Source organism: Pseudomonas sp. NPDC089554 (assembly GCF_050280645.1).
Lineage (GTDB): Bacteria > Pseudomonadota > Gammaproteobacteria > Pseudomonadales > Pseudomonadaceae > Aquipseudomonas.
In genome coordinates this window covers 1-24032 of record NZ_JBNNVR010000003.1, presented here as the reverse complement: position 1 = coordinate 24032, position 24032 = coordinate 1, and the positions used below count along the sequence as shown (strand labels likewise).

Here is a 24032-nt window from a genome sequence, read left to right as displayed (position 1 = left end):
CCCATTCGTGGGTAAACCCCCGAATGGGCCGATGAAATCTATCAGGCGATCTTCTTCAGCCCCTGCTTCTTCATCTCTTCGTCACGCAGCTCGCGACGCAGGATCTTGCCAACGTTGGTAGTCGGCAGTGCATCGCGGAACTCGATGAAACGCGGCACCTTGTAGCCGGTGACATTGGCGCGCATGTGCTCCATCACCTGCTCCTTGGTCAGGGTGGTGCCCGGCTTGGCCACGATGAACACCTTGATTACCTCGCCGGACTTCTCGTCCGGCACGCCGATGGCCGCGCATTGCAGCACGCCCGGCAGGGAAGCCAGCACGTCCTCGAGCTCATTGGGGTACACGTTGAAGCCCGAGACCAGGATCATGTCCTTCTTGCGGTCGACGATGCGCATGTAGCCGTCCGGCTGGATCAAGGCGATATCACCGGTCTTCAGCCAGCCTTCGCCATCGAGGATCTCGGCAGTGGCCTCTTCACGCTGCCAGTAGCCCTTCATCACTTGCGGGCCCTTGACGCACAGCTCGCCCACTTCGCCCAGCGGCAGTTCCTGGCCGCTGTCGTCGACGATCTTGCACAGGGTGGACGGTACCGGAATGCCGATGGTGCCGATCTGGTTGGCCTCGGACGGGTTGACCGTCGCCACCGGGCTGGTCTCGGTCATGCCATAGCCTTCGCAGATGGCGCAGCCGGTAACCGTTTTCCAGCGCTCGGCCACGCTCAGTTGCAAGGCCATGCCGCCGGACAGGGTGATCTTCAGCGAGGAGAAGTCCAGCGCGCGGAACGCGTCGTTGTTGCACAGCGCGACGAACAAGGTGTTCAGCCCGACGAAGCCGGTGAACTTCCACTTGCCCAGTTCCTTGACCATTGCCGGCAGGTCACGCGGGTTGCTGATGAGCACGTTGTGGTTGCCGATCAGCATCATCGCCATGCAATGGAAGGTGAAGGCATAGATGTGGTACAGCGGCAGCGGCGTGATGAGGATCTCGCAGCCTTCCTTGAGGTTCGAGCCCATCAGCGCGCGGCATTGCAGCATGTTGGCCACCAGGTTGCGGTGGGTCAGCATCGCGCCCTTGGCAACGCCGGTGGTGCCGCCGGTGTACTGCAGCACGGCCACATCGTTGGGCTGCGGGTTGGCCTCGGTGACCGGCTGGCCCTTGCCCAGGGCCAGGGTGTCGTTGAAGCGCACGGCCTTGGGCAGGTTGTAGGCCGGAACCATCTTCTTCACGTACTTGATGACGCTGTTGACCAGCACGCGCTTGAGCGGCGGCAGCAGGTCGGCCACCTCGGTGACGATGACATGCTTGACCTGGGTCTTGGGCACCACCTTCTCGGCCAGGTGCGCCATGTTGGCCAGGCACACCAGGGCCTTGGCGCCGGAGTCGTTGAACTGGTGCTCCAGTTCGCGCGCCGTGTAGAGCGGGTTGGTATTGACCACGATCAAGCCGGCGCGCATGGCACCGAACACAGCGACGGGGTATTGCAGTACATTAGGCAGTTGCACGGCGATGCGGTCGCCGGGCTTCAAGTCGGTATGCTGTTGCAGCCAGGCGGCGAATGCCCCGGACAGTGCATACAGCTCGCCATAGGTGAGGGTCTTGCCCAGGTTGCTGAAGGCCGGCTTGTCGGCAAAGCGTTGGCAGGATTGCTTCAGTACGGTCTGGATATTGGGGAATTCGTCAGGATTGATTTCCGCCGTAATTCCGGCTGGGTATTTATCCTTCCAAAAATGTTCGATCATGGAAGCCCACTCCTTTAGCAACAGCGAATTCATTACGCGTCGATGCGTTTATTATTGATATGGGGTGACACGATTCATTGCAAACCGTATCACCTGAAAGCGCGCCGAGAGTAACAGCTTTGCCAAGGGTCGCCTAGAGGCCTAGACAACCCTGATCGGTCACTAAAATGACTCAAAGAATTATATCGGTCATTTTTAGAGTATTTAACCAAAATGTCGCAAATCGGGCTCAAAACCCTGTTCTAGAGGCCTGCGCAAAAAAGAGAGCGGGCAAGCCCGCCCCTACTTGAAACGATTCAACCTGTCAGGCGATATCGCGCAACTCACGCCGCAGGATCTTGCCCACCGGCGTCATCGGCAGCGATTCGCGCAGCACAATGTGCTTGGGCACCTTGTAGCCGGTGAAGTTGGCCTTGCAGAACGCCTTGAGCTCATCGACGCTGAGGTCGCCCTCACGCGGCACGACGAACAGCTTGACCGCCTCGCCGGAACGCTCGTCCGGCACACCGATGGCCGCGCAGTTGGCCACCTGCGGGTGGCTCATTACCACGTCCTCGATCTCGTTGGGGTACACGTTGAAGCCCGAGACGATGATCATGTCCTTCTTGCGGTCGACGATGCGGGTGAAACCGTCCGGGTCGATCACCGCGATATCGCCGGTCTTGAACCAACCCTCGGCATCCAGCGCCTGGGCGGTGGCCTCTGGCTGCTGCCAGTAGCCTTTCATCACCTGCGGGCCCTTGATGCACAGCTCGCCGCGCTCGCCCAGCGGCAGTTCATTGCCCTCGTCGTCGATCACCTTGAACGCGGTGCCGACCACCGGGATACCCACCGTGCCCAGGCGCGCCAGCTCGCCATAGGGGCATGTGCTAGCGACCGGCGAGGTCTCGGTCAGCCCATAGCCCTCGACGATGCGACAGCCCGTGAGGCTTTCCCAACGCTCGGCGGTGGCCTTGACCAACGCGGTGCCGCCAGAGTTGGTGATCTTGAGCGCGGAAAAGTCCAAAGACTTGAAACCGGGGTGGTCCATGAGGGCGACGAACAGCGTATTCAGCCCCAGCAGCATGGAGAACCGCCACTTACCCAGCTCTTTGATGAAGCCGGGAATGTCACGCGGGTTGGTAATGAGCACGTTGTGGTTGCCCGTGACCATCATGCACATGCAGTTCGCGGTGAAGGCATAGATGTGGTACAGCGGCAGCGGCGCGATCATCACCTCTTGCCCTTCCTTGACCAGCGGCTGACCGTCGGGGCCATGCTGGGAGAAGCACGCCAACACCTGGAGCATGTTCGCTACCAGGTTGCCGTGGGTGAGCATCGCGCCCTTGGCCAGGCCCGTGGTGCCGCCGGTGTACTGCAACACGGCGATGTCGTCGAGGCTGCGCGGTACCGCCTTGTGGGTCAGATCACGGCCCTGGCGCAGCACCTGCTTGAAAGGCACGGCCTGGGGCAGCTGGTAGGCCGGGACCATCTTCTTGAGCTTGTCGACCACCGTGTTCACCAGCCAGCCCTTGGCCGTCGGCAACAGGTCGCCCATCTTCGCTTCGATCAGGTATTCGATATCCGTATCGGGCAGCACCTGCTGCACACGGCTGCCGAACATGTTCAGGTAGACCAGGGCGCGGGCGCCGGAGTCCTTGAACTGGTGGCGCATCTCGCGCTCGGTGTACAGCGGGTTGGTGTTGACCACGATCAGCCCGGCGCGCAGCGCGCCGAACACCGCGATGGGGTATTGCAGCACGTTGGGCATCTGCACCGCGATGCGATCGCCCGGGGCCAGGTCGGTGTTCTGTTGCAGCCAGGCGGCGAAGGCCGCCGAGTAGCGTTCGAGGTCGGCGTAGGTGAGGGTCACCCCCAAGTTGCTGAACGCAGGGCGATCGGCGAAGCGCTTGCAGGAGCGCTCGAACACCTCGACCACGGATTTGTAAGTATTGATGTCAATCGTAGAAGGGACGCCCGCCGGGCGTTTGTCATTCCAGAATTCGGCTTGCATTTATTATTGTTCCTCTGCCTGGACCTGCTGTTGATCCCTCTTGCGAGGGCGCTGCCCGTGTCCTTGATCCGTTTGCCTGATGGCAAAAAGACGTTCAGCCGACGTTAGCAGTTAAGTCAGGGGCGGCAAATACGCCAAGGCCTGCCATTAACATTGTGAATCTTATTTGTTCACTTCCTGCAATCTCGGTCATTGTGCATACACTGCGCTCAACCCCGTGCGCAAAGGACCCGCCATGCCCCACGACGCCTTCTGGCTGCCCGCCAGCGAGCATTGCAGCTTGTACGTCCACCAGTGGCTGCCGGAGCAACCGGTCAAGGCCGTGGTGTTGCTGGCCCATGGCATGGCCGAGCATGCCGGGCGCTACCGGCGCCTGGGCCACGCGCTGAACGCCGCCGGTTTCGCCCTGTTCGCGCCGGACCTGCGCGGCCATGGGCGTACCGCCGAGCTGGGCAGCCTGGGTCTGTTCGCCCGCGAGCAGGGCTGGAACACCGTGGTCAACGACCTGGGCCTGCTGGCCCAACATATAGGCCAGCTGTTCCCCGGCACGCCGCTGTTCCTGTTCGGCCACAGCATGGGCAGCTACATCGCCCAGGCCTACCTGCTACACCACAGTGCCAGCCTGCAAGGTGCAGTGCTCAGCGGCTCCAACTTCCAGCCGGCGGCGTTGTATCGCACAGCCCGGCTGATCGCTCGCCTGGAGGCCTGGCGCCAGGGCAAGCTCGGCAAGAGCGCGCTGATCGAGTGGCTGTCGTTCGGCTCGTTCAACAAGGCCTTCAAGCCCAACCGCACGGCCTTCGACTGGCTCAGCCGCGACCCTGACGAGGTCGACCTGTACGTCAGCGACCCGCTGTGCGGCTTTCGTTGCAGCAACCAGCTGTGGCTCGACCTGCTCCAGGGCCTGGCGCAGATCAGCCAGCCCAGGCACCTGGCGCAGATCGACCCGAACCTGCCAATGCTGGTCATCGGTGGCGAATGTGATCCGGTGAGTGCCGGCAAGCGTCTCACCCATCTGGCCGACGCCCTGCGCGCGACCGGCAACAGCCACGTGCAGTTGCGCGTGTATCCTGATGCGCGCCACGAAGTGCTCAACGAAACCAACCGTGACGAGGTCACCGCCGATATCATCGGCTGGCTGGAGCAGGCGCTGGCCCTTGGCCGCCCCGCCCGCAGTGAATGATCGACGCCCTCGTCCGCCCTTAAGGAAGCCCCGATGACCCAGGTCACCAACACCCCCTACGAAGCCCTCGAAGTCGGCCAGAAGGCCAGCTACGAAAAGTCCGTGGAAGAGCGCGATATCCAGCTATTCGCCGCCATGTCCGGTGACCACAACCCGGTGCACCTGGACGCCGAGTTCGCCGCCAAGAGCATGTTCCGCGAGCGTATCGCCCATGGCATGTTCAGCGGGGCGCTGATCAGCGCGGCGGTGGCCTGCACGCTGCCTGGGCCGGGCACCATCTACCTGGGGCAGAAGATGAGCTTCCAGAAGCCGGTGAAGATCGGCGACACCCTGACCGTGCGCCTGGAGATCCTCGAGAAGCTGCCCAAGTTCAAGGTGCGTATCGCCACCAACGTGTACAACCAGAACGACGAGCTGGTGGTCGAGGGCGAGGCCGAGATTTTGGCACCGCGCAAGCAACAGACCGTCGAGTTGGTGTCGCCGCCGAACTTCGTTGCCAGCTAAGAGGCCAGCAAGCTCACCCCAACTCGCGCAGGCACCGCTCGATATGCCGCCGCTCCGGCCCCTGCCGAGTCAGCGCCAGCGCTTGCTGCCAAGCCTCGCGCGCCTGCTGCGTGTTGCCCAGTTGCCGATGCAGTTCGGCACGGGCGGCATGGGCCAGGTGGTAATCGTGCAACTCCCCCCTCGCCAATATCGCCTCGATCACCTGTAGACCCGCCGCCGGCCCATCGCGCCTGGCCAACGCCGCCGCGTGGTTGAGCTCTACCACCGGCGATGGCCAGTGGCGCTGTAATACCGCGTACAACCCAACGATCTCATGCCAATCGGTCTGCTCGCTGCTTGGCGCCTCGGCATGCAGCGCCGCGATCGCCGCTTGCAAGCTGTAGACGCCGAAACCGCCCTCCCCCAGTGCCTGGCGCACCAATTGGCAGCCCTCCTCGATCTGCGCCCGGTCCCACAGGCTGCGATCCTGCCGGTCAAGCACTACCAGCTCACCCTGTTCATCACTACGCGCCTCGAGCCGAGAGGCTTGCAGCAGCATCAGTGCGAGCAGGCCAAGCACCTCGGGCTCGGGCAGCAACTGCGCCAGCAAGCGCCCCAGGCGGATCGCCTCGTCACACAGCTCGCCCTGCACCAGCGCTTCGCCCGCCGACGCCGAGTAGCCTTCGTTGAACACCAGGTAGATCACCCGCAACACGCTTTCCAGGCGCTCCGGCAGCTCGTTCAAGGTGGGTACCTGGTAGGGAATGCGCGCATCGCGGATCTTCGCCTTGGCCCGCACGATGCGCTGGGCGATGGTCGAGGGCTGTTGCAGGAAGGCGCGGGCGATCTGCTCGGTGGTCAGGTCGCAGACCTCGCGCAAGGTCAGTGGCACCTGCGCATCGGCAGCCAGCGCCGGGTGGCAGCAGGTAAAGATCAAGCGCAGGCGGTCGTCAGCCAGCAGCTCTTCTTCGCTGGGGTCCTGCGCTTGGCCGTCGAGCAACATCACAAGGTCCGCCTGGGAACGGTCGAAACGCGCACGTCGGCGCAGGGCATCGATGGCCTTGAAGCGGCCGGTCGACACCAGCCAGGCCCGCGGGTTACCCGGTATGCCATCGCGCTGCCAACGCTCGACGGCGACGAAGAAAGCCTCGTGCATTGCCTCCTCGGCGAGGTCGAAGTCGCCCAGCAGGCGAATCAGCGTCGCCAGGATGCGTCGGGAGTCGTGGCGGTACACCGCCTCGACCTGCGCACGCACCTGGGTGGCGTCGACCATCAGTCTGGTGTCCCCAGGACCGGATGCTTGCCGTGCAATGCAGCGGGTGTAGGGCGCATGGTCAGGGTTCTCCGCGTGTCAGGGTTGCAGTTCACGCACCGGGCGCACCTCGACGCTGCCGACCCGCGCCGCCGGGATGCCACGGGCGATGTTCAGCGCCTCGTTAAGGTCGCGGGCATCGACCAGGTAGAAACCGGCCAGTTGCTCTTTGGTTTCGGCGAACGGGCCGTCGGTCAGGCTCATCTGGCCGCCGCGCACGCGCACCGTGGTGGCTGTTTGCACCGGCTTGAGCGCCTCGGCGGCGAGCATTCGCCCAGAGCCATGGATGGACTCGGCGTAGGCCATGCATTCCGCGTCTTCAGGGCTGTCAGGCAGGCTGTGCAACAGCCCTTCGTCACAATAGACCAGGCACAGGTATTTCATGGTCGTCTCCAGCGCGGGTAAAGGTGCGTTTGCCGATGAGCGGTGCGCTCAAGGCTTGAGGTCGAACAGCGCCTTCTGGGTTTCCATATCGAAGGGCGCCGACCAATGCTCATGGATCACCTGCCACTGCCCGGCGTTACGACGATAGCCCACGGTGGCGCGCATGAAGCCGCACTGGCTTTCGTCATCGCCCGGGCCACAGCGGTTCAACCAGTGCGCCAGGGCCAGGTCGCCGTCGGCATGCACGGTCAGTTGCGCCACTTCGAAGACCATGGGCCCGGTGCACAAACCCATGCACATTTCCCAATGCGCGCGGTAGGCGGCCTTGCCCTTGAATTGCAGTTCCTTGATGGCATCGAAAGCGACGATATCGTCGGCATAGGGCGCAGCGATGCCATCCAGGTCGCGCTCGCGTACAGCGAGTACCCAGCGCTCGATCAGTTGGCGGATTTCGGTTTCGGCGGCAGTGCTCATGGGGTGTTCCTCCAGTCGCTCAGCAAGGATTGGCGCCGGTGTGGCCGGCGCCTTCACTGAATGGTCGATGGGGGAAAGGGGAAATCGACAGGCCGCGAAGATTTTTTTAGAACGAGCAGACCCTATCCTCGCGCCTACCCCATCAACACCCGCGCATACCGCTCACGGTCGACGTTCGCCCCGCTGAGCACCACCGCCACACGCTTGCCGCGCTGGCGCTCGCGCTCTTGCATCAGCGCCGCCAATGCTGCCGCGCCCGCACCCTCGGCGGTGTTGTGGGTAGCTTCGTGATACAGGCGCATGGCACTGGCGATGTCCTCATCGCTGACCCGCACGAGACGCGCCGCATGCTCGCTTACCAGCGCGAAGGCATCGGGATGCGGCACGCGGCAGGCCATGCCGTCGGCAAAGGTATCGGCGGTATCTGTGGTGACGATGCGCCCCTGCTCGATGCTTTGCGCATAGGCATCGGCCTGGGTCGATACCACGCCGACGATCTCGGTGCGCAGGCCCAGCAGGTTGCGCGCCTGGATCAGCCCGCAGATGCCCGAGCCCATGCCAATCGGCACATAGACGCAGTCGAGGTCGGCCACCGCCTCGAACAACTCCAGCGCGTAGGTGGCCACGCCACGCACCAGTTCCGGGTGGAACGACGGCACCATCAGGTAGCCACGTTCCTCGGCGAGCCGCCCGGCGTATTCGCGGGCCACATCGAAGTCCACGCCGTGCTCCACCAGTTCGCCACCCAAGGCGCGCATGGCGGCGTTCTTCTCCCGCGAATTACCTTCAGGCACCACGATGATCAACGGCAAGCCCGCCTGGCGTGCAGCCAGGGCCATGCTCTGGCCGTGGTTGCCCCGGGTGGCGGTGACCAGCCCGCGTGGCGGCTCGCCGCTGGCCATCAGCGAACGCACGTACACCAGGCCGCCGCGCACCTTGAAGGCGCCGGTCGGTGCGTGGTTCTCATGCTTGACCCACACCTCGCAGCCCAACTGCTCGGCCAGCAGCGGCCAGACGCGCTGGGGGGTGGCGGGAACATGCTGGTGCACGAACGCAGCGGCTTCGCGCAGGGCGGGCAGGTCGAACATGGCGGACAATCCTTCATCGAGGGTGGTTGAACCGATCCTAAGCGCCGGGCATTGTATGGGTAAAACCTTATATTGCATGGGCGACAATTGCGTGTGGATTCCCAACCTGCCGGACGACGACCAACCCCGCTACCTGGCCCTGGTCGAGGCCATCGCCAGTGCCATCGAACGCGGTGAGCTCAAGGTCGGCGAGCGCCTGCCGCCCCAACGCCGCCTGGCCTGGAAGCTCGGCCTGAACCCCAGCACCACCCAGCAAGCCTACCGCGAGGCCGCCGCCCGGCACCTGGTGGCAGGCGAAGTCGGCCGCGGCACCTATGTGCTGGCCAGCAGCCAGGAGGCGACCTTGTTTCGCCTCAAGCAGCGCGACCACCCAGGCGCTGTGATCGACCTGTCCACCAACGTGCCGGTGGCCGACCCGCACAACCTCGACTTGCGCCATAGCCTCAAAAGCCTGCTCGACCGCACCCCCAGCGCCCTGCTCGACCATTACCTGGGGCCGACCGAGCTGCTGCTTGGCCGTGTGCACGGTGCGCGCTGGCTGGCCCTGCGCGGCCTGGCTGTCACACCTGACGAGCTGTTGCTGTGCGGTGGCGCCCAGCAGGCACTGGCGACGGTATTGCAGTCACTGTGCCAAGCGGGCGAGCCGGTCATGGTCGAGGCCCTCACCGCTCCTGGCATCAAGGCCGCCTGCCGCCAGTTGCGCCTGCCGGTGCATGGCGTGGCGCTGGACGCGCAGGGCCTGCGCCCGGACGAACTGGACCGGGTGGCACGGGCCAGCGGCGCACGCCTGCTGGTGACCACGCCAACGCTGCACAACCCCACCGGGGCGTACATGGACACGCAACGCCGCCAGGCCATCGCCGAGGTGGTCAAGCGCCATGGCCTGCGGGTGATCGAGGATGATGTCTACGGCGCATTGAGCGAACGGCCACCGCTGTATCCGTTGCTCGACGGCCATGGCGTGCTGGTCACCAGCCTGTCCAAGACGGTGGCCGCCGGGCTACGCCTGGGCTGGATCGTCGCCCCGCAGGCGGTGCTCGAACAGATCGACCCACACGCCAGGGCCACCCACTGGCCGGTGTCACCGTTGAACCTTCACATCGCCTGCCAGTGGATCGCCGAGGGTACGGCGGCGCGGCGCTTGGCCTGGCAGCGGGAGGAAGTCGAAGAGCGTTGGAAACTGGCGCGGCGGGTACTGGGCGGGGCGCTGGTCGGCAACGGCGAGCCGTCGCCGCATGCCTGGGTCGCGACGCCGGGCAGCGCAGAGGCGGTGGTTGCAGGTTGCCGTGAGCGTGGGGTGGAGGTGGTGCCGGCCAGCGTGTTCGCGATCGGCGCCAACGAGGTGCAGGCAGTACGCATCAGCCTGTCGGCGGCAAGCAGCCGGGCTGAGCTCAAGCAGGGGTTGGAGGTGGTGAGGGCGGTGCTGGAGGGGATGTGAGTTGTGCATCAGTGGCAGCCCTTTCGCGGGTAAACCCGCGAAGGGGCCGTTACTGACACACCGCGATCAACCCTGGTTGCAACCCTCGCCCATGACGCGGTAGCGGATGGTATGCACCTGGCCCTGATGGTCCTCATAGGTCATGGTGGCAGGCTCCACTTGGCAGGTTTCGGGAACGCCCGACAGGTCGATGACCCGCCGGATATCCAGCTTCATGCCGTACTCGTATTGCACAATGGGCTGGGCAGAAGTGGGCTGGGTAGAGGCAACGGCTTCATCCGCGAGGGCGAACGACGACATACCGACCAAGGCAAGTATCAGAAGTGGTTTCATGGAAGTGGGCCTTCAAAGCAATCAAGCTCGTCGATTGACTTCTTATGCCATCCTGGCGCGGAGAAGTTGCCATCGAACGGCGATGACACGAAGCACCGATCCCGCTTCATCTAACTGCGGAAGGGATGCAGGAAATTCTACGCCTGCCTGGGAATACTTGAACCCTGCGCTCGGATATTCACCCTTGCCTGATTTGCAACAATCTGCGACAAAGCCGCCCCATGAACAGCCTCCTATACAGCCTTCTGGATACCACGCAACGCCGCCTGCTGGCGCATTTCTACCGCGCCCATGGCTCACGCATGCGGCCTGCCGCCGAGGGTGTGCAGTGGGTCGCCCGCGCCGATGGCCTGGTCGGTGCCCTGAACCTTAGTGCCGTCGAGGGAGGCCACTGGCTGACCGGGCTGTTCGTCGCTCCTGAATGGCGCAGCCGAGGTATTGCCGGAGAGTTGATGGACGCTGCACTGGCAGGCAGCAGCGGCTCGACCTGGCTGTTCTGCCACCCCGACTTGCAAGGCTTCTATCAACGCCAGGGCTTCACCGCCACCGAGGCACTGCCTGCCGAGCTGGCCTCGCGGCTGGCGCGTTATCGGCGTGGCAAGGCCTTGCTGGCGATGGTGCGGGGTCAGTCGTCGCTGCTGGGGTCCAGCCCGGGGAACAGCACCTCGGTGTAGCCGAACTTGGCGAAGTCCTGGATGCGCGAGGGGTACAGGCGGCCGATCAGGTGGTCGCATTCGTGCTGCACCACCCGGGCATGGAAGTCGTCGGCGAAGCGGTTGATCGGGTTGCCTTGAGGGTCGGTGCCGTCGTAGCGGATGTGCTTGTAGCGCGGCACCACGCCGCGCAGGCCGGGCACCGACAGGCAACCTTCCCAGCCATCCTCGACTTCGTCGGACAACGGCGTGATGACTGGGTTGAGCAGGATGGTCCGCGGCACCGGCTCGGCGTCCGGGTAGCGCTCGCTGCGCTCGAAGCCGAAGATCACCAGTTGCAGGTCGATGCCGACCTGCGGTGCGGCCAGGCCCACGCCACCGACGTGGGCCATGGTCTCGAACATGTCGTCGATCAGCTGTTGTAACTCGGCGCTGCCAAGCATGCGCTCGGGCACTGGCTGGGCAATGCGCAACAGGCGCTCATCGCCCATCTTGAGAATGTCACGGATCATCTGAGGTTCGGCTCGCGGGGCTGTGGTTCAGGTTCAGGCTCTGGTTCTACAGGATGCTCGTGACCCAGCACAGTGATGCTGTCCTTGGGTTTCTCGCCGGCGAAGTCTTTCTCGCCCGGGTCCTTGCCCTCGGCCGACATATGCTCGATCACGGCATTCATTTCCGCGCCCAGCAATAGCACGGCGGCGGAAATATAGAAATACAGCAGCAGCACGATGATCGCCCCGATGCTGCCGTACATGGCGTTGTAGTCGGCGAAGGTCTTCACGTAGTAACCGAAGGCCAGCGAAGCGATGATCCACACCACCACCGCCAGCACCGAACCTGGGGTGATGAAGCGGAATTTCTGCTTCACATCGGGCATCACGTAGTAGATCAACGCCACCGCGACCATCATCAGGATGATGATCGCCGGCCAGCGCAGGATGGTCCACACCGTGACGATCACCTCCTGCATGCCGATCTGCGAGGCGATCCATTCCATCACTTGCGGCCCCAGCACCATCAGCGCTGCCGCCGCCAGGAGCATGCCGGCGATGCCGACCGTGTAGATGATCGACAGCGGGATACGCTTCCACACCGGGCGCCCTTCAGGTACGTCGTACGCGGCGTTCATCGCGCTCATCATCAGCCGCACACCGGCCGAAGCTGTCCATAGGGCGATCACGATACCCACTGACAGCAACCCACCCTTGGATTGCTGCAACTGGTCGATCACCGGGTTCACCTGCTCCAGCGCCTGGGGCGGCAGCACCAGTTCGGACTGCAGGCGCAGCCAGGAGAAGAAGTCAGGCAGGTGCAGGAAACCGATGAGGGCGATCAGGAACAGCAGGAACGGGAACAGCGAGAACAGCATCTGGTAGGCCAGCGCGGAGGCATAGGTGGACATCTCGTCATCGAGGAATTCGCTGACGGTGCGCACCAGCACGCGGTGCAGGGGCAGGCCGCGCAGGTGGGGAAAAATCATAGCGTCTCCTTTCGCCGCTTGATCATCGTGGTTGCAAGTCTAATAGACCACGGCAGTAACGTACTGCTCCCTGGACGTATCGGAAAATACAGCGGCCCCTCCTGGGGGCCGCCATGGTCAAACGCCGATCAAGGCTTTTTCAGTGCATCTTTCACTTTGCCCTTGATCTGCTGGGCCTCGCCCTTGCGTTCCTGCATTTCGCCCTCGGCACGCAGGCGCTCATTGTCGGTGGCCTTGCCCACACCTTGCTTGACGTTGCCCATCGCTTCGTTGGCCATGCCTTTGACTTTGTCTTTGGTGCCACTCATGGGAATTCTCCTGAGGCGAAGACACGGGAAATCGTGTCGTCATAAGGTCGACCGGCGCCCCGTTGCAGGAGTTTCAAATCATTTTAGCGGCGACCGCCGAACGGCAGCCCGGCTTGCCCGGCGCTCGCCCGACCCGCACAATAGCGGGCCTTACCCCAGCGTCAACTCGCAGGAACCTGCATGAAACTCGACAAACCCACCGCCATCGCCCGCCGCAACCAGGCGCTGGCACGGCCGGTGCTCGACCGCGACAACACCCTGTTCGCCATTCTCGACAAGAAGCGCAACCTGTGGTGGTTCGAAGTGCCCGCAGCGCTGCTGCGCAAGGGCCAGCCCGACTGGGTCAACCTGCTGCTGCACACCCCGGAAACCGACGAACTGCAACACCTGAAGGTGCCGGTCAACTTCCTGCGTGCGCACCAGGAGCAGATGGAAGTACGCCACCCCGGCAAGCGCCGCTCGACCATCAGCCTGGCCCTGAGCGCCGACCGCGACTCGCTGCTGCGCGACACCCGCCCGGGCGGCGAGCAACTGGACTTCAGTACCTTCGTGCAGGCCTGACTCAGGCCTTCTCGATCCGGTCGTCATGGATGACGATGCGGCCCTGCTTGAACAACGCACCAATGGCCTTCTTGAAGTTGCCCTTGCTGACGTTGAACATCTGGCTGATGACAACCGGGTCGCTCTTGTCGCACACCGGCAGCACCCCACCGGCCGCCTCCAGGCGCGCCATGATCTGCTCGTGCAGCCCGTCGGCCAGGGCCTGGCCCACCGGCTGCAGGCTCAGGGCGATCTTGCCATCGCTGCGCAGTTCCTTGATGAAACCCTTCTCGTGCATGCCCGAACGCAGGAACTTGAACACCTCGTTCTTGTGGATCAGGCCCCAGTGGCGGTTGTTGATGATGGCCTTGAAGCCCAGCGGCGTTTCGCCTGCCACCAGCAACTCGACCGGCTGGCCGACCTTGTAGTCGGCAGGGGTGCGGTCCAGGTAGCGGTCCAGGCGCGCGGTGGCGGTAATGCGCCGGGTGCGTTTGTCCAGGTAGGCGTGAACTACGCAGTATTCGCCGATCTTCAGCGGCCGCGACTCTTCCGAATACGGCATCAGCAGGTCCTTGGACAGCCCCCAGTCGAAGAAAATACCCGCGCCGTTGATGTCCTTCACCTTGAGGCTGGCGAACTCACCTACCTGCATCTTCGGCTTCTCGGTGGTGGCGATCAGTTGGTCTTCGCTGTCGAGGTAGACGAACACGTTGAGCCAGTCGTCCAGCTCCAGGGCGGCATCCTTGGGGAAGTAGCGCCGAGGCAGGAGAATCTCGCCATCGGCGCCGCCGTCCAGGTACAGGCCGAATTCCACGTGTTTAACGATTTGCAAACTGTTGTAGCGCCCAAGCAGAGCCATTTCCGATGTTCCTCGAGACAAGGCGGCTATTCTACACCCGAACCGTCCAGGAACCACCGGGCCCTTCCTGCGTCTACTGCCTGGCACACCCCAGCAAGGATTCGCGCATGCCATTTCGCCTGTTCCCGTCGCTGCTTCTCGTACTGGCCTTCACCCTGACCCTGTCGGCCTGTAGCCGTATCGACCTGGCCTACCGCAACCTCGACCGCCTGGTGCCCTGGTCGCTGGGCGACTACCTGGACATGAACAGCGAGCAGCGGGCTTTGCTCGACGAACGGCTCAAACAACACCTGGCCTGGCACTGCAAGACCCAGTTGCCGGGCTACCTCGACTGGCTCGACCAGGTGCGGGTGATGGTCGCCAACGACGCCGTCACCGACCAGGCCTTGCAGCAACGCACCGCCGAGGCGCGCGAGGCCATTGGTCGGGTCACCGAAGCCATCACCCCTTCGGCGACCGAATTGCTGCGTGGCATGAGCCAGGCCCAAGTGGAGGAAATGCGCCAGGCCTTCGACGAAGATATCGCCGAGCGCCGCAAGGAATACGTCGACACCCCGCTGCCCAAGCAGATCGAAGCCCGCGCCACGCGCATGGAAAAACGCCTCACCACCTGGTTCGGCGAACTCAACGCCACCCAGCGCCTGCGGGTGACGACCTGGTCCCAGGCCCTGGGCGAACAGAACCGCCAGTGGATCGCCAACCGCGCCCACTGGCAGCAACAGTTGCTGCTGGTGATGAACCAGCGTGACACGCCCAGCTTCGAGCCGCGCCTGGCCCAGCTGTTGCAACGCAAGGAAAGCCTGTGGACCCCGGAATACCGCATCGCCTTCCAGAACACCGAGCGAGAGGCCCGCAGTTTGCTGGTCGACCTGATGCAAGAAAGCAGCCCAGCCCAGCGCCAGTTCCTGCAACAGCGCCTGGCCAAGGTGCGTACCGATTTCAGCGAATTGAAGTGTCTTAGAAGCTGATTCGGCTTCGTACTTTTCGCGGGTAAACCCGCGAAAAGGTTTGCACAGTCACCGCCCCTTACGCCGATACGGAAACACGTCGATCACCTTCCCTTCCCGAATCTTCGCTTGCAACCCCTGCCAGTAACCGGCGTCATACAACTCTCCATGCAACCGGCTGAACAGCCGGCGCTGGCCGATATCGGCGAACAGGAACGGCGGGAACTCCTCGGGAAACACGTCATGTGGGCCGATCGAATACCACGGTTCGCCGGACATCTCGTCCTCCGGGTAACGCGGCGGCGGAATGTGCCTGAAATTCACCTCGGTCAGGAAACTGATTTCGTCGTAGTCGTAGAACACCACCCGGCCATGGCGAGTGACGCCGAAGTTCTTCAGCAGCATGTCGCCAGGGAAGATATTCGCCGCCGCCAGTTGCTTGATCGCCAGGCCATAGTCTTCCAGCGCCTCCAACACTTGGGCTTCGCTGGCCTGCTCCAGGTACAGGTTGAGCGGGGTCATGCGCCGCTCGGTCCAGCAGTGGCGCACCAGCACGGTATCACCCTCCAAGGCCACGGTGGACGGCGCCACCTCCAGCAGCTCGGCCAGGCATTCAGGCTCGAACTTGGCCCGGGGGAAGCGAAAATCGGCGAACTCCTGGGTATCGGCCATGCGCCCCACCCGGTCGACACTTTTCACCAAACGGTACTTCTCGATCACCGTGGCGCGGTCCACGGTCTTGGAGGGCGAAAACCGGTCCTTGATGATCTTGAACACCGTATTGAAGCCCGGCAGGGTGAATACGCTCATCACCATGCCGCGCACGCCAGGGGCCATGATGAAGCGGTCATCGGTATTGGCCAGGTGGTTGATCAGTGCGCGGTAGAACTCCGATTTGCCATGCTTGTAGAAGCCGATGGAGGTGTACAGCTCGGCGATATGCTTGCCCGGCAGGATGCGCTTGAGGAAGTTGACGAACTCCGCCGGTACCGGCACATCGACCATGAAGTACGAGCGGGTGAAAGAGAAGATGATCGACACCTCGGCCTCGTCGGTAATCACCCCATCGGCCTCTATGCCATGGCCTTCGCGGTGCAACAGCGGGATCACCAGCGGCCATTGCTCGTCCTGGGTATGCAGGCGGCCGACCAGGTAGGCACCCTTGTTGCGGTACAGCACAGGCACGAACAGCTCCACCGCCAGCGCCGGGTCCTTGCACACCCAGTCGGGCAGGCACTCGCGCAGTTGCAGTTCCAGGCGCGCCAGGTCGCACTCCTGGTCGCCATAGGGCACTGAAAACGGGTAGTCGGCGAGCATGGCCCGCAGCAGCGCATCGAGGCCGCCCTGGGCACTGTAGTTGCGGGTTTGCGCGGCGCGCTCGCGGCCTCGCATGGCCGGGCGCGTGGTGTGGATGAACATGCAGCCGTCGTTGATCTGGTCGTGGCTGAACAGGCTGCAGAACAGCGAGTTGTACCAGGTCTCCGACAGCTCGTCGTCCAGCCGTGGGTCGATCAGGTGGATATAGGCGCTCTTGACCAGCGGCCACTGCTCCACATCCAGTAGCACGGCCTGCTCGAAACCCTCGTGCAACCAACCGTTGACCTCGGCGACTTTCTCCTCGTACAGGTTGATGCGCGCCGCCGCCGCCAGCTGTATCGCCTGCCACTGCGCCTGTTCGAAGCGTTGGCGGGCGCCCAGGGTGATCTGGCGGAAATGCTCGCGATAGTTGTCGAAGCCATCGAGGATCATCCGCGCGATGGCGGCAGCGGGCCAGGGCTGGGTCATACGGTGGTCTCCGCGCAGGGTCTAACGGCTGAGCTTAGCCCCATCCCGGCAACTCGCAGGCTTTGCCTACGAAGGGAGCCGCTGCTACCAGGGCGCAATTACTGTGCAAGAAACGACAGGCGTGCCGGTCGTCGCTCACGTAAACTCGCGCCCTGCCCCACTGCCGGAGAACCCCGTGAGCCCCATCGCCCTCACCCGCCTGCTGACCCTCGCTGCTGTCTGGGGGGCGAGTTTCCTGTTCATGCGTATCATCGCCCCGGTACTGGGGACCGTGCCGACCGCCTTTTTCCGCGTGTCGATCGCCTGCCTGGGGCTGGTGGCCATCGTCGCAGCGGCCCGCGTGCGCTGGGACTTCAACGGCAAGCTCGGGGCCTGCCTGCTGCTGGGGATGATCAACTCAGCAATACCCGCGACCTTCTACTCGGTGGCGGCCCAGGTGCTGCCGGCGGGCTATTCGGCAATCTTCAACGCCACCACGCCGCTGATGGGCGTGCTGATCGGCGCGCTGTGCTTTCGCGAGGCGATGACCCTGCCCAAGCTGTGCGGCATCTTCCTCGGTCTGTTCGGGGTCGTCATTCTCAGTGGTGCTGGCCCGGTGGCGCTGGACCTGGCACTGCTGCAAGGGGCGCTGTCGTGCCTGGCGGCCACCACCTGTTACGGCTTTGCCGGGTTCCTGGCGCGACGCTGGGTCAGCGACCTGGACAGCCGCCTGTCGGCCTTGGGCAGCATGCTCGGCGCCACCCTGCTGATGACTCCGCTGTTCGCCTGGAGCGCCCTGGCCCAGCCACCGGCCAGCTGGGGTGGCTGGCAGGTGTGGTTGTCGTTGCTGGGCCTGGGACTGGTTTGCACGGCGTTCGCCTACATCCTGTACTTCCGCCTGCTGGCCGAGATCGGGCCGATCAAGGCCAGTACCACGACCTTCCTGATTCCGGTGTTCGGCGTGCTGTGGGGCGCCTGGCTGCTGGACGAACCGCTGTCGATGGCGCACCTGTATGGCGGGCTGATGATTGGCGTGGCGCTGTGGTTGGTGCTGCGGCCTGCGCGTAGCTGAGAAAAGCAAAGGGGCCACCACAACGGCCCCTTTGCTTTCAGGCTTCAACGGTCTTCATGGCTGGCTTGCGAAACACGAACAGCAACCCCACCACGATCAGCCCCATGCCCAGCAGGCTCAACGGTGCCAATCGGTTTCCGAAGATGAGGAAGTCCATCACCGCTGTCACCGCCGGTACCAGGTAAAACAGGCTGGTGACATTGACCAGGTTGCCTCGGGCTATGAGCCGGTACAGCAGCAACGTGGCCAGCAGCGACACCACCAGCCCCATCCACAACAGCGCAGCGATGAAGCTGCCACTCCACTGCACATGCAGCGGCTGCCACGGCGCGAACAGCGCGCACATCAGAAAGCCAGCCAGGTACTGCAATGGCAAGGTGCCCATGGGATTGTCGGCAATGCGCTTCTGCATGATCGAGCCACAGGTCATGCTGGCCAGCGCCAGCAAGGCGAACAGCATCCCGGCCAGGGACACCCCGCCAAGGTTGATACCCTGGTACACCACCATGACCAACCCGGCCAACCCGAGCCCCAGGCCGAACAGGCGGCTCCAGGAACGCTGCCGTTCCATCAGTGCCACGGTAAGAATGGGTTGCACGCCCATCACCGTGGCCATGACGCCAGGAGTGACGTGGGTATTCAGCGCCAGCAGGTAGAAGATCTGGTAGGCGCCCAATAGCACCGCCCCGGTCGCCAGCGCCTGCAAGATAGCGCCGCGCTGCCTGGGCCAGCGCAGCCCGAGCAACGGGCCAATCAGCAGCAAGCCGCCGAGCGCCAGCAATGAGCGCAACAAGAGAAAGGCAAAGGGGCTGGCCTGGGCCAGGCCGAGCTTGGAGACGATCGCCCCGCTGCTCCACAGCAGGACGAACAGGCTGGTAGTGGCCGCCGAGGCCACGGATGCTTTGGAAAAGACAGACATGTATTGCCACCTGTTGTTTGGCAAATGAGCCGAACGGCGGGCGGGTCGCGCGGAAAAGTGCGAGGGAAATGCCGCCGTGTTCAGTGAGGTGCGAAGTACGCAGGGCCGATCAGCCCAGCACGACCACGCTTGGGGGCGATACCACGCCCCGCACCACGTCACTGACAGGTGGTGGGTAGTGACTGATCATGGCCGGTTGCTGGCTGCCACGCACGACCACGCCCGCGACAGGCGCGAGAACGAAGGCGGTGGTGGAAGCGATGGCGGGCATGAACAGGTCTTCGGAGGAAGTGAGTGTTTCGAAATATATCGACGAAGCCATCGCAGGGCAAGCCCGCGACGGCCCTCGTTCAGATAATGCGCAGTATCAGAAAAGCCACTTGATCAGCAGGTACGCCACCACCACCGCCAACACCGGCCGCAGCACGCGGTAGGCCTTGGGGTTGGCGCGCTTGAACTGCTTCACATGGCCGCTGATGCGGTTGCTGAAGCGCTTGCTCCAGGCATACGCCTGGTTGATCCCGCCCACGCGCTCGTCATCGAGGTTCTGCGGCGCGGTGGCGCGGCCGAGGAAGGCACTGACCTTGCGGTTGACGCGGGTCATGAAGGCGTTGCTCAGCGGGCGCTCGATGTCGCAGAACAGGATCACCCGGGTCACGTCGGTCTCGTTCTTCACCCAGTGCACGTAGGTTTCATCGAACATCACATCCTCGCCATCGCGCCAGGCGTATACCTGGCCGTCGACATAGATGCGGCAGTTGTCCGAGTTGGGCGTGGACAGCCCCAGGTGGTAGCGCAGGGAACCGGCGAACGGGTCGCGGTGGGGGTTCAGGTGGCTGCCACCGGGCAGCAAGGCGAACATCGCACCCTTGACGTTCGGAATGCTGCTGACCAGCTCGACGGTCTTGGGGCACAACGCTTCGGCCGAAGGCAGCGGTTTGTCGTACCACTTGAGGTAGAAACGCTTCCAACCCTTCTTGAAGAACGAGCCGAAACCGGCGTCGTTGTCCTTCTCGGCGGCGCGAATGTAGCCCTCGTCGAACAGGCGCATGGCCTCCTCGCGGATCACCTGCCAGTTGTCCTTGAGCACGTCCAGTTCCGGGAAGCGCTGGCGGTCCAGGTAAGGCTTGGACGGCACGCCGGAGAACAGGTACATCAGGCTGTTGTAGGGAGCGAACAGCGCCGAGTGGTTGACGAACTGGCGCAGCACCGGCAGGCGGGCCTTGCCGCGCAGGTGCACGAACAGCACGCTGCCGAAGAACACCAGCAGCACGCCGGCCTTGGCGAGGAAGGAAAAGGTCATGCAACACTCCTTGGAGGGGAAATCTGGCCATCCCCGAATAGCCGGACATCATAAACCCATCCGGCCCCGGTAAAAACAACCGGGGCCGGATCGCAGTGTTGGGAATTGTGCAACAAAGAGGCGCTGGTGGTATTGCTACGGATCATCCGCAACCCTACCGGCACCAGGGGCTTATTGCTGGTTTTCCTGCTCGGTGAACAGGTCGGCGAACAGCATGCTCGACAGATAGCGCTCACCGGAGTCTGGCAGGATCACCACGATGGTCTTGCCCTGCATCTCGGGTTTCTCGGCCAGGCGCACCGCCGCAACCATCGCGGCACCGCAAGAAATACCGCACAGAATGCCCTCTTCCTGCATCAGGCGCAGGGCCATGGCCTTGGATTCCTCGTCAGTGACCGTTTCCACCTGGTCAACGATCGAAAGGTCAAGGTTCTTCGGCACGAAGCCTGCGCCAATGCCCTGGATTTTATGCGGGCTGGGCTTGAGCTCCTCGCCGGCCAGGGTCTGGCTGATCAGCGGCGAGGCCACAGGCTCTACCGCCACCGACAGAATCGACTTGCCCTGGGTGTGCTTGATGTAGCGCGATACCCCAGTGATGGTGCCGCCGGTACCAACGCCGGCCACCAGCACGTCGACGGCGCCATCGGTGTCGTTCCAGATTTCCGGGCCCGTGGTTTTTTCATGGATGGCCGGGTTGGCCGGGTTGTCGAACTGGCCCGGCAGGAAGTACTTGGCAGGGTCGGAGGCGACGATTTCGTTGGCCTTCTCGATCGCGCCCTTCATGCCCTTGGCAGGCTCGGTCAGCACAATTTCCGCCCCCAGGGCCTTGAGCACCTTGCGTCGCTCCAGGCTCATCGAGGCTGGCATGGTCAGCACCAGCTTGTAGCCACGGGCGGCGGCAACGAAGGCAAGGCCGATGCCGGTGTTACCGGAGGTGGGTTCAACGATGGTCATGCCCGGCTTGAGCTTGCCGCTGCCCTCGGCGTCCCAGACCATGTTCGCGCCGATCCGGCATTTCACCGAATAGCCAGGGTTGCGCCCTTCGACCTTGGCCAGGATGGTCACCCCGCGCGGGGCGATGCGGTTGATCTGCACCAGCGGCGTGTTGCCGATGGAGTGGGCGTTGTCTGCGTAGATACGGCTCATGGCAGCGGTCCTTGAACGAGCGGGAAAGCTTCAAGGGTAAGCCTGCCCCCACAAGGCCGTAAAGCCCGTTCGAACTCCAGCGCGCAGGCTGTGGTCCACCGCACATCCCGCCCCTGGAGAGCCTTCGATGAAAGCCCGCTACCGCTGGCCGCTGCTGGCCCTGGGCAGCCTGGTCGTGCTGCTGGTGGCCCTGCACCTGGCCCTGCCCTACCTGGTGCGCGACTACCTCAACGACAAGCTCGCCGACATGGGCGAATACCGCGGCCAGGTCACCGACGTGGACCTGGCCTGGTGGCGCGGCGCCTACCAGATCAATGGACTGAAGATCGTCAAGGTCAGTGGCAAGGTGCCCGTGCCGTTGCTCGAAGCGCCGTTGATCGACCTGTCGGTGAGCTGGCAGGCGCTGTGGCAGGACCAGGCGGTAGTGGCCGAGGTGACCTTCGTCGAGCCGGTGCTGAACTTCGTCGATGGCGGCAACAAGCAGGCCTCGCAGACCGGCCAGGGCACCGACTGGCGCCAACAGCTGGAAAAACTGCTGCCCATCACCCTCAACGAGGTACGCATCGACAACGGCACCCTGGCCTTTCGCAACTTCACCTCCAAGCCCCCCGTCGAGCTCAAGGCCACCCAGCTTCAGGCCAGCATCCGCAACCTGACCAACGTGCGCGACGCCCAAGGCCGACGCGACGCCAGCTTCGAGGCCAGCGCCCGGCTGCTGGGCGATGCACGGGCCGAAAGCCGCGCCACCTTCGACCCGTTCAGCGACTTCGACGACTTCGAATTCCGCCTTCGCGCCACCAACATCCAGCTGCGCAGCCTCAACGACTTCGCCAGCGCCTACGGCAAGTTCGACTTCAATGCCGGGCATGGCGACGTGGTGATCGAGGCCCAGGCCGAGGGCGGACAGCTCAATGGCTATATCAAGCCGCTGCTGCGCGATGTGGACGTATTCAACTGGCAGCAGGATGTCGAGAACAAGAACAAAGGCTTCTTCCGCTCGGTATGGGAAGCGCTGGTGGGCGCGAGCGAAACGGTGCTCAAGAACCAGCCGAAGAACCAGTTCGCCACCCGCGTGGAACTCAGCGGCAGCGTGCACCAGCAGGACATCAGCGCATTCGAGGCGTTCTTGCAGATCCTGCGCAATGGCTTCGTCCAGGCGTTCAATGCACGCTACGAGCAGCCGGCACCTGATTCCGACTGAAATACAGGTGACGGACCATTCAGGGACTGAATGACGGGTCTGCGTTTCCAGCTTCCAGGGGTCGGGGTATAGTCGCTGACGAATGATAAATATGTGTTCTCAGTACCGGCCCTTTCGCGGGCAAGCCCGCTCCTACACGATCTCTGTAGGAGCGGGCTTGCCCGCGAAGAGGCCGGTATTGGCACCCCGCAGAGGATCCGGTTCATGAAGTTCGAAGGCACCCGCGACTACGTCGCCACAGACGATCTGAAGCTCGCGGTCAACGCAGCGATCACCCTGGAACGTCCGCTGCTGGTCAAGGGCGAGCCAGGCACCGGCAAGACCATGCTCGCCGAGCAACTGGCGGCATCCTTCGGCGCCCGCCTGATCACCTGGCACATCAAGTCCACCACCAAGGCCCACCAAGGCCTCTACGAGTACGACGCGGTCAGCCGCCTGCGCGACTCGCAACTGGGTGTGGACAAGGTCCACGACGTACGCAACTACCTGAAGAAAGGCAAGCTGTGGGAGGCCTTCGAAGCCGATGAGCGGGTGATCCTGCTGATCGACGAAATCGACAAGGCCGACATCGAATTCCCCAACGACCTGTTGCAGGAACTCGACAAGATGGAGTTCTACGTCTACGAAATCGACGAGACCATCAAGGCCAAGCAACGCCCGATCATCATCATCACCTCCAACAATGAAAAAGAGCTGCCCGACGCCTTCCTGCGCCGCTGCTTCTTCCACTACATCGCCTTCCCCGACCGCAGCACCCTGCAGCAGATCGTCGACGTGCACTACCCGAACATCAGCCAGTCGCTGGTCAGCGAGGCGCTAGATGTGTTCTTCGACGTGCGCAAGGTGCCGGGCCTGAAGAAAAAGCCTTCCACCTCCGAATTGGTCGACTGGCTCAAGCTGCTGATGGCCGACAACATCGGTGAGGCGGTATTGCGTGAGCGTGACCCGACCAAGGCCATCCCGCCGCTGGCTGGCGCCCTGGTGAAGAACGAGCAGGATGTGCAACTGCTCGAGCGCCTGGCCTTCATGAGCCGACGCGGTAACCGCTGAGGGGCTGGCCATGTTGCTCAACCTGTTCAACGAAATGCGCGCAGCCAAGGTGCCGGTGTCGGTGCGCGAGCTGCTCGACCTGCACCACGCGCTGCAACGCCACGTGGTGTTCGCCGACATGGACGAGTTCTACTACCTGGCCCGCGCCATCCTGGTGAAGGACGAACGCCACTTCGTTGACCGCGTTGGTTTCAAAGTAGAAGACGGTAAAAAAATTCGTGTCTTCAAGTCGACCCAAAAAGCGGTTGATGCTTGAACACTGCTAGGTAGAAGACCTTGGTGCCAATGTCGATCAGGGGTAGCGCCTTGATCGCCGTGGTGCCCTGGGTGAAGAACGCATCCGCTGATTCGAACCGGCCCACGGCG

General features: G+C 63.4%; 25 protein-coding genes and 2 pseudogenes. 11 read left to right on the top strand and 16 right to left on the bottom strand.

The annotated features are described in order from the left end of the window. Window positions 1-41: 41 nt before the first annotated feature. Both fadD1 and fadD2 read right to left on the bottom strand, forming a co-directional pair. A complete protein-coding gene (gene fadD1, locus ACQKPE_RS01790) occupies window positions 42-1739 on the bottom strand; it encodes a long-chain-fatty-acid--CoA ligase FadD1 (RefSeq protein WP_427663053.1) in 1698 nt (565 codons plus the stop codon). 304 nt (window positions 1740-2043) lie between these two features. Continuing rightward, window positions 2044-3732, bottom strand: a complete 1689-nt coding sequence (gene fadD2, locus ACQKPE_RS01785) for a long-chain-fatty-acid--CoA ligase FadD2 (RefSeq protein ID WP_427663052.1) — start codon at window positions 3730-3732, stop codon at window positions 2044-2046. A 235-nt stretch (window positions 3733-3967) separates the two neighbouring features. Between fadD2 and ACQKPE_RS01780 the strand changes: the two genes are divergently transcribed. Further along, a complete protein-coding gene (locus ACQKPE_RS01780; RefSeq protein WP_427663051.1) occupies window positions 3968-4912 on the top strand; it encodes a lysophospholipase in 945 nt (314 codons plus the stop codon). Window positions 4913-4945: 33 nt separating this feature from the next. Next, entirely contained in the window at window positions 4946-5416 is a 471-nt protein-coding gene (locus ACQKPE_RS01775; protein ID WP_012315672.1) for a MaoC family dehydratase, read from the top strand. Window positions 5417-5429: 13 nt separating this feature from the next. Here ACQKPE_RS01775 and ACQKPE_RS01770 read toward each other — a convergent pair whose 3' ends face one another. The 4 genes from ACQKPE_RS01770 to ACQKPE_RS01755 form a co-directional block, all read right to left on the bottom strand. Further along, the gene (locus ACQKPE_RS01770; RefSeq protein ID WP_427663050.1) at window positions 5430-6668 is read right to left on the bottom strand and encodes an RNA polymerase sigma factor; all 1239 of its coding nucleotides are present in this window, start codon (window positions 6666-6668) and stop codon (window positions 5430-5432) included. Window positions 6669-6746: 78 nt separating this feature from the next. Next, a complete protein-coding gene (locus ACQKPE_RS01765) occupies window positions 6747-7091 on the bottom strand; it encodes a YciI family protein (protein WP_427663049.1) in 345 nt (114 codons plus the stop codon). Between the two features lie 48 nt (window positions 7092-7139). Next, a complete protein-coding gene (locus ACQKPE_RS01760; RefSeq protein WP_427663048.1) occupies window positions 7140-7565 on the bottom strand; it encodes a YybH family protein in 426 nt (141 codons plus the stop codon). A 134-nt stretch (window positions 7566-7699) separates the two neighbouring features. Further along, on the bottom strand, window positions 7700-8653 hold the full coding sequence (locus ACQKPE_RS01755) for a threonine dehydratase (RefSeq protein WP_427663047.1): 954 nt from the start codon (window positions 8651-8653) through the stop codon (window positions 7700-7702). Window positions 8654-8729: 76 nt separating this feature from the next. On the opposite strand from ACQKPE_RS01755, the gene ACQKPE_RS01750 reads away from it, so the two are divergent. After that, the gene (locus ACQKPE_RS01750; RefSeq protein ID WP_427663046.1) at window positions 8730-10091 is read left to right on the top strand and encodes a PLP-dependent aminotransferase family protein; all 1362 of its coding nucleotides are present in this window, start codon (window positions 8730-8732) and stop codon (window positions 10089-10091) included. 66 nt (window positions 10092-10157) lie between these two features. On the opposite strand, the gene ACQKPE_RS01745 is transcribed toward ACQKPE_RS01750, so the two are convergent. Then, a complete protein-coding gene (locus ACQKPE_RS01745; protein WP_427663045.1) occupies window positions 10158-10424 on the bottom strand; it encodes a DUF2790 domain-containing protein in 267 nt (88 codons plus the stop codon). A gap of 221 nt (window positions 10425-10645) precedes the next feature. Between ACQKPE_RS01745 and ACQKPE_RS01740 the strand changes: the two genes are divergently transcribed. After that, entirely contained in the window at window positions 10646-11098 is a 453-nt protein-coding gene (locus ACQKPE_RS01740) for a GNAT family N-acetyltransferase (RefSeq protein ID WP_427663044.1), read from the top strand. On the opposite strand, the gene def is transcribed toward ACQKPE_RS01740, so the two are convergent. The 3 genes from def to ACQKPE_RS01725 form a co-directional block, all read right to left on the bottom strand. Beyond that, complete coding sequence (gene def / locus ACQKPE_RS01735; protein ID WP_427663043.1) at window positions 11050-11589, bottom strand: peptide deformylase; 540 nt, start codon at window positions 11587-11589, stop codon at window positions 11050-11052. The two genes, ACQKPE_RS01740 and def, sit on opposite strands and share 49 nt — an antisense overlap. Continuing rightward, a complete protein-coding gene (locus tag ACQKPE_RS01730) occupies window positions 11586-12557 on the bottom strand; it encodes a YihY/virulence factor BrkB family protein (RefSeq protein WP_427663042.1) in 972 nt (323 codons plus the stop codon). Before ACQKPE_RS01730 ends, def begins: the two co-directional genes overlap by 4 nt. Window positions 12558-12685: 128 nt before the next feature. Continuing rightward, window positions 12686-12865, bottom strand: coding sequence for a CsbD family protein (locus ACQKPE_RS01725; RefSeq protein ID WP_427663041.1), 180 nt, complete (start codon window positions 12863-12865; stop codon window positions 12686-12688). Window positions 12866-13045: 180 nt separating this feature from the next. On the opposite strand from ACQKPE_RS01725, the gene ACQKPE_RS01720 reads away from it, so the two are divergent. Beyond that, on the top strand, window positions 13046-13426 hold the full coding sequence (locus ACQKPE_RS01720) for a hypothetical protein (protein ID WP_427663040.1): 381 nt from the start codon (window positions 13046-13048) through the stop codon (window positions 13424-13426). Window position 13427: 1 nt separating this feature from the next. Here ACQKPE_RS01720 and ACQKPE_RS01715 read toward each other — a convergent pair whose 3' ends face one another. Then, window positions 13428-14264, bottom strand: coding sequence for a CvfB family protein (locus ACQKPE_RS01715; RefSeq protein ID WP_427663039.1), 837 nt, complete (start codon window positions 14262-14264; stop codon window positions 13428-13430). A gap of 107 nt (window positions 14265-14371) precedes the next feature. Between ACQKPE_RS01715 and ACQKPE_RS01710 the strand changes: the two genes are divergently transcribed. Further along, complete coding sequence (locus ACQKPE_RS01710; RefSeq protein WP_427663038.1) at window positions 14372-15232, top strand: DUF6279 family lipoprotein; 861 nt, start codon at window positions 14372-14374, stop codon at window positions 15230-15232. Window positions 15233-15280: 48 nt separating this feature from the next. Here the strand turns inward: ACQKPE_RS01710 and aceK are convergent, their stop codons facing one another. Further along, window positions 15281-16996, bottom strand: coding sequence for a bifunctional isocitrate dehydrogenase kinase/phosphatase (gene aceK, locus ACQKPE_RS01705; RefSeq protein ID WP_427663037.1), 1716 nt, complete (start codon window positions 16994-16996; stop codon window positions 15281-15283). 175 nt (window positions 16997-17171) lie between these two features. Between aceK and ACQKPE_RS01700 the strand changes: the two genes are divergently transcribed. Further along, window positions 17172-18047 (top strand): DMT family transporter, encoded by an 876-nt coding sequence (locus ACQKPE_RS01700; RefSeq protein WP_427663036.1) that lies wholly within the window; start codon window positions 17172-17174, stop codon window positions 18045-18047. Window positions 18048-18084: 37 nt separating this feature from the next. Here ACQKPE_RS01700 and ACQKPE_RS01695 read toward each other — a convergent pair whose 3' ends face one another. From ACQKPE_RS01695 to cysK, 4 genes are all read right to left on the bottom strand, one after another. Beyond that, window positions 18085-18966 carry a DMT family transporter gene (locus ACQKPE_RS01695; RefSeq protein WP_427663035.1) on the bottom strand — a complete coding sequence of 294 codons (882 nt, stop codon included), beginning with the start codon at window positions 18964-18966 and terminating at the stop codon, window positions 18085-18087. A 109-nt stretch (window positions 18967-19075) separates the two neighbouring features. Then, window positions 19076-19237 (bottom strand): hypothetical protein, encoded by a 162-nt coding sequence (locus ACQKPE_RS01690; protein ID WP_427663034.1) that lies wholly within the window; start codon window positions 19235-19237, stop codon window positions 19076-19078. A gap of 96 nt (window positions 19238-19333) precedes the next feature. Beyond that, on the bottom strand, window positions 19334-20269 hold the full coding sequence (locus ACQKPE_RS01685; RefSeq protein ID WP_427663033.1) for an aspartyl/asparaginyl beta-hydroxylase domain-containing protein: 936 nt from the start codon (window positions 20267-20269) through the stop codon (window positions 19334-19336). A 171-nt stretch (window positions 20270-20440) separates the two neighbouring features. Continuing rightward, window positions 20441-21415 (bottom strand): cysteine synthase A, encoded by a 975-nt coding sequence (cysK, locus tag ACQKPE_RS01680; RefSeq protein WP_427663032.1) that lies wholly within the window; start codon window positions 21413-21415, stop codon window positions 20441-20443. Between the two features lie 127 nt (window positions 21416-21542). Here cysK and ACQKPE_RS01675 point away from each other — a divergent pair, with 127 nt between their 5' ends. The 4 genes and pseudogenes from ACQKPE_RS01675 to rplX all read left to right on the top strand — a co-directional run. Next, window positions 21543-22616, top strand: a complete 1074-nt coding sequence (locus ACQKPE_RS01675; RefSeq protein ID WP_427663031.1) for a DUF748 domain-containing protein — start codon at window positions 21543-21545, stop codon at window positions 22614-22616. A gap of 204 nt (window positions 22617-22820) precedes the next feature. Then, window positions 22821-23666, top strand: a complete 846-nt coding sequence (locus ACQKPE_RS01670; RefSeq protein ID WP_054883962.1) for an AAA family ATPase — start codon at window positions 22821-22823, stop codon at window positions 23664-23666. A 10-nt stretch (window positions 23667-23676) separates the two neighbouring features. Then, window positions 23677-23841, top strand: a pseudogene (locus tag ACQKPE_RS01665) (hypothetical protein); the annotation flags it as partial. Beyond that, a pseudogene (rplX, locus tag ACQKPE_RS01660) lies at window positions 23839-23922 on the top strand (50S ribosomal protein L24); the annotation flags it as partial. The pseudogenes ACQKPE_RS01665 and rplX, both read left to right, overlap by 3 nt. Window positions 23923-24032 lie beyond the last annotated feature (110 nt).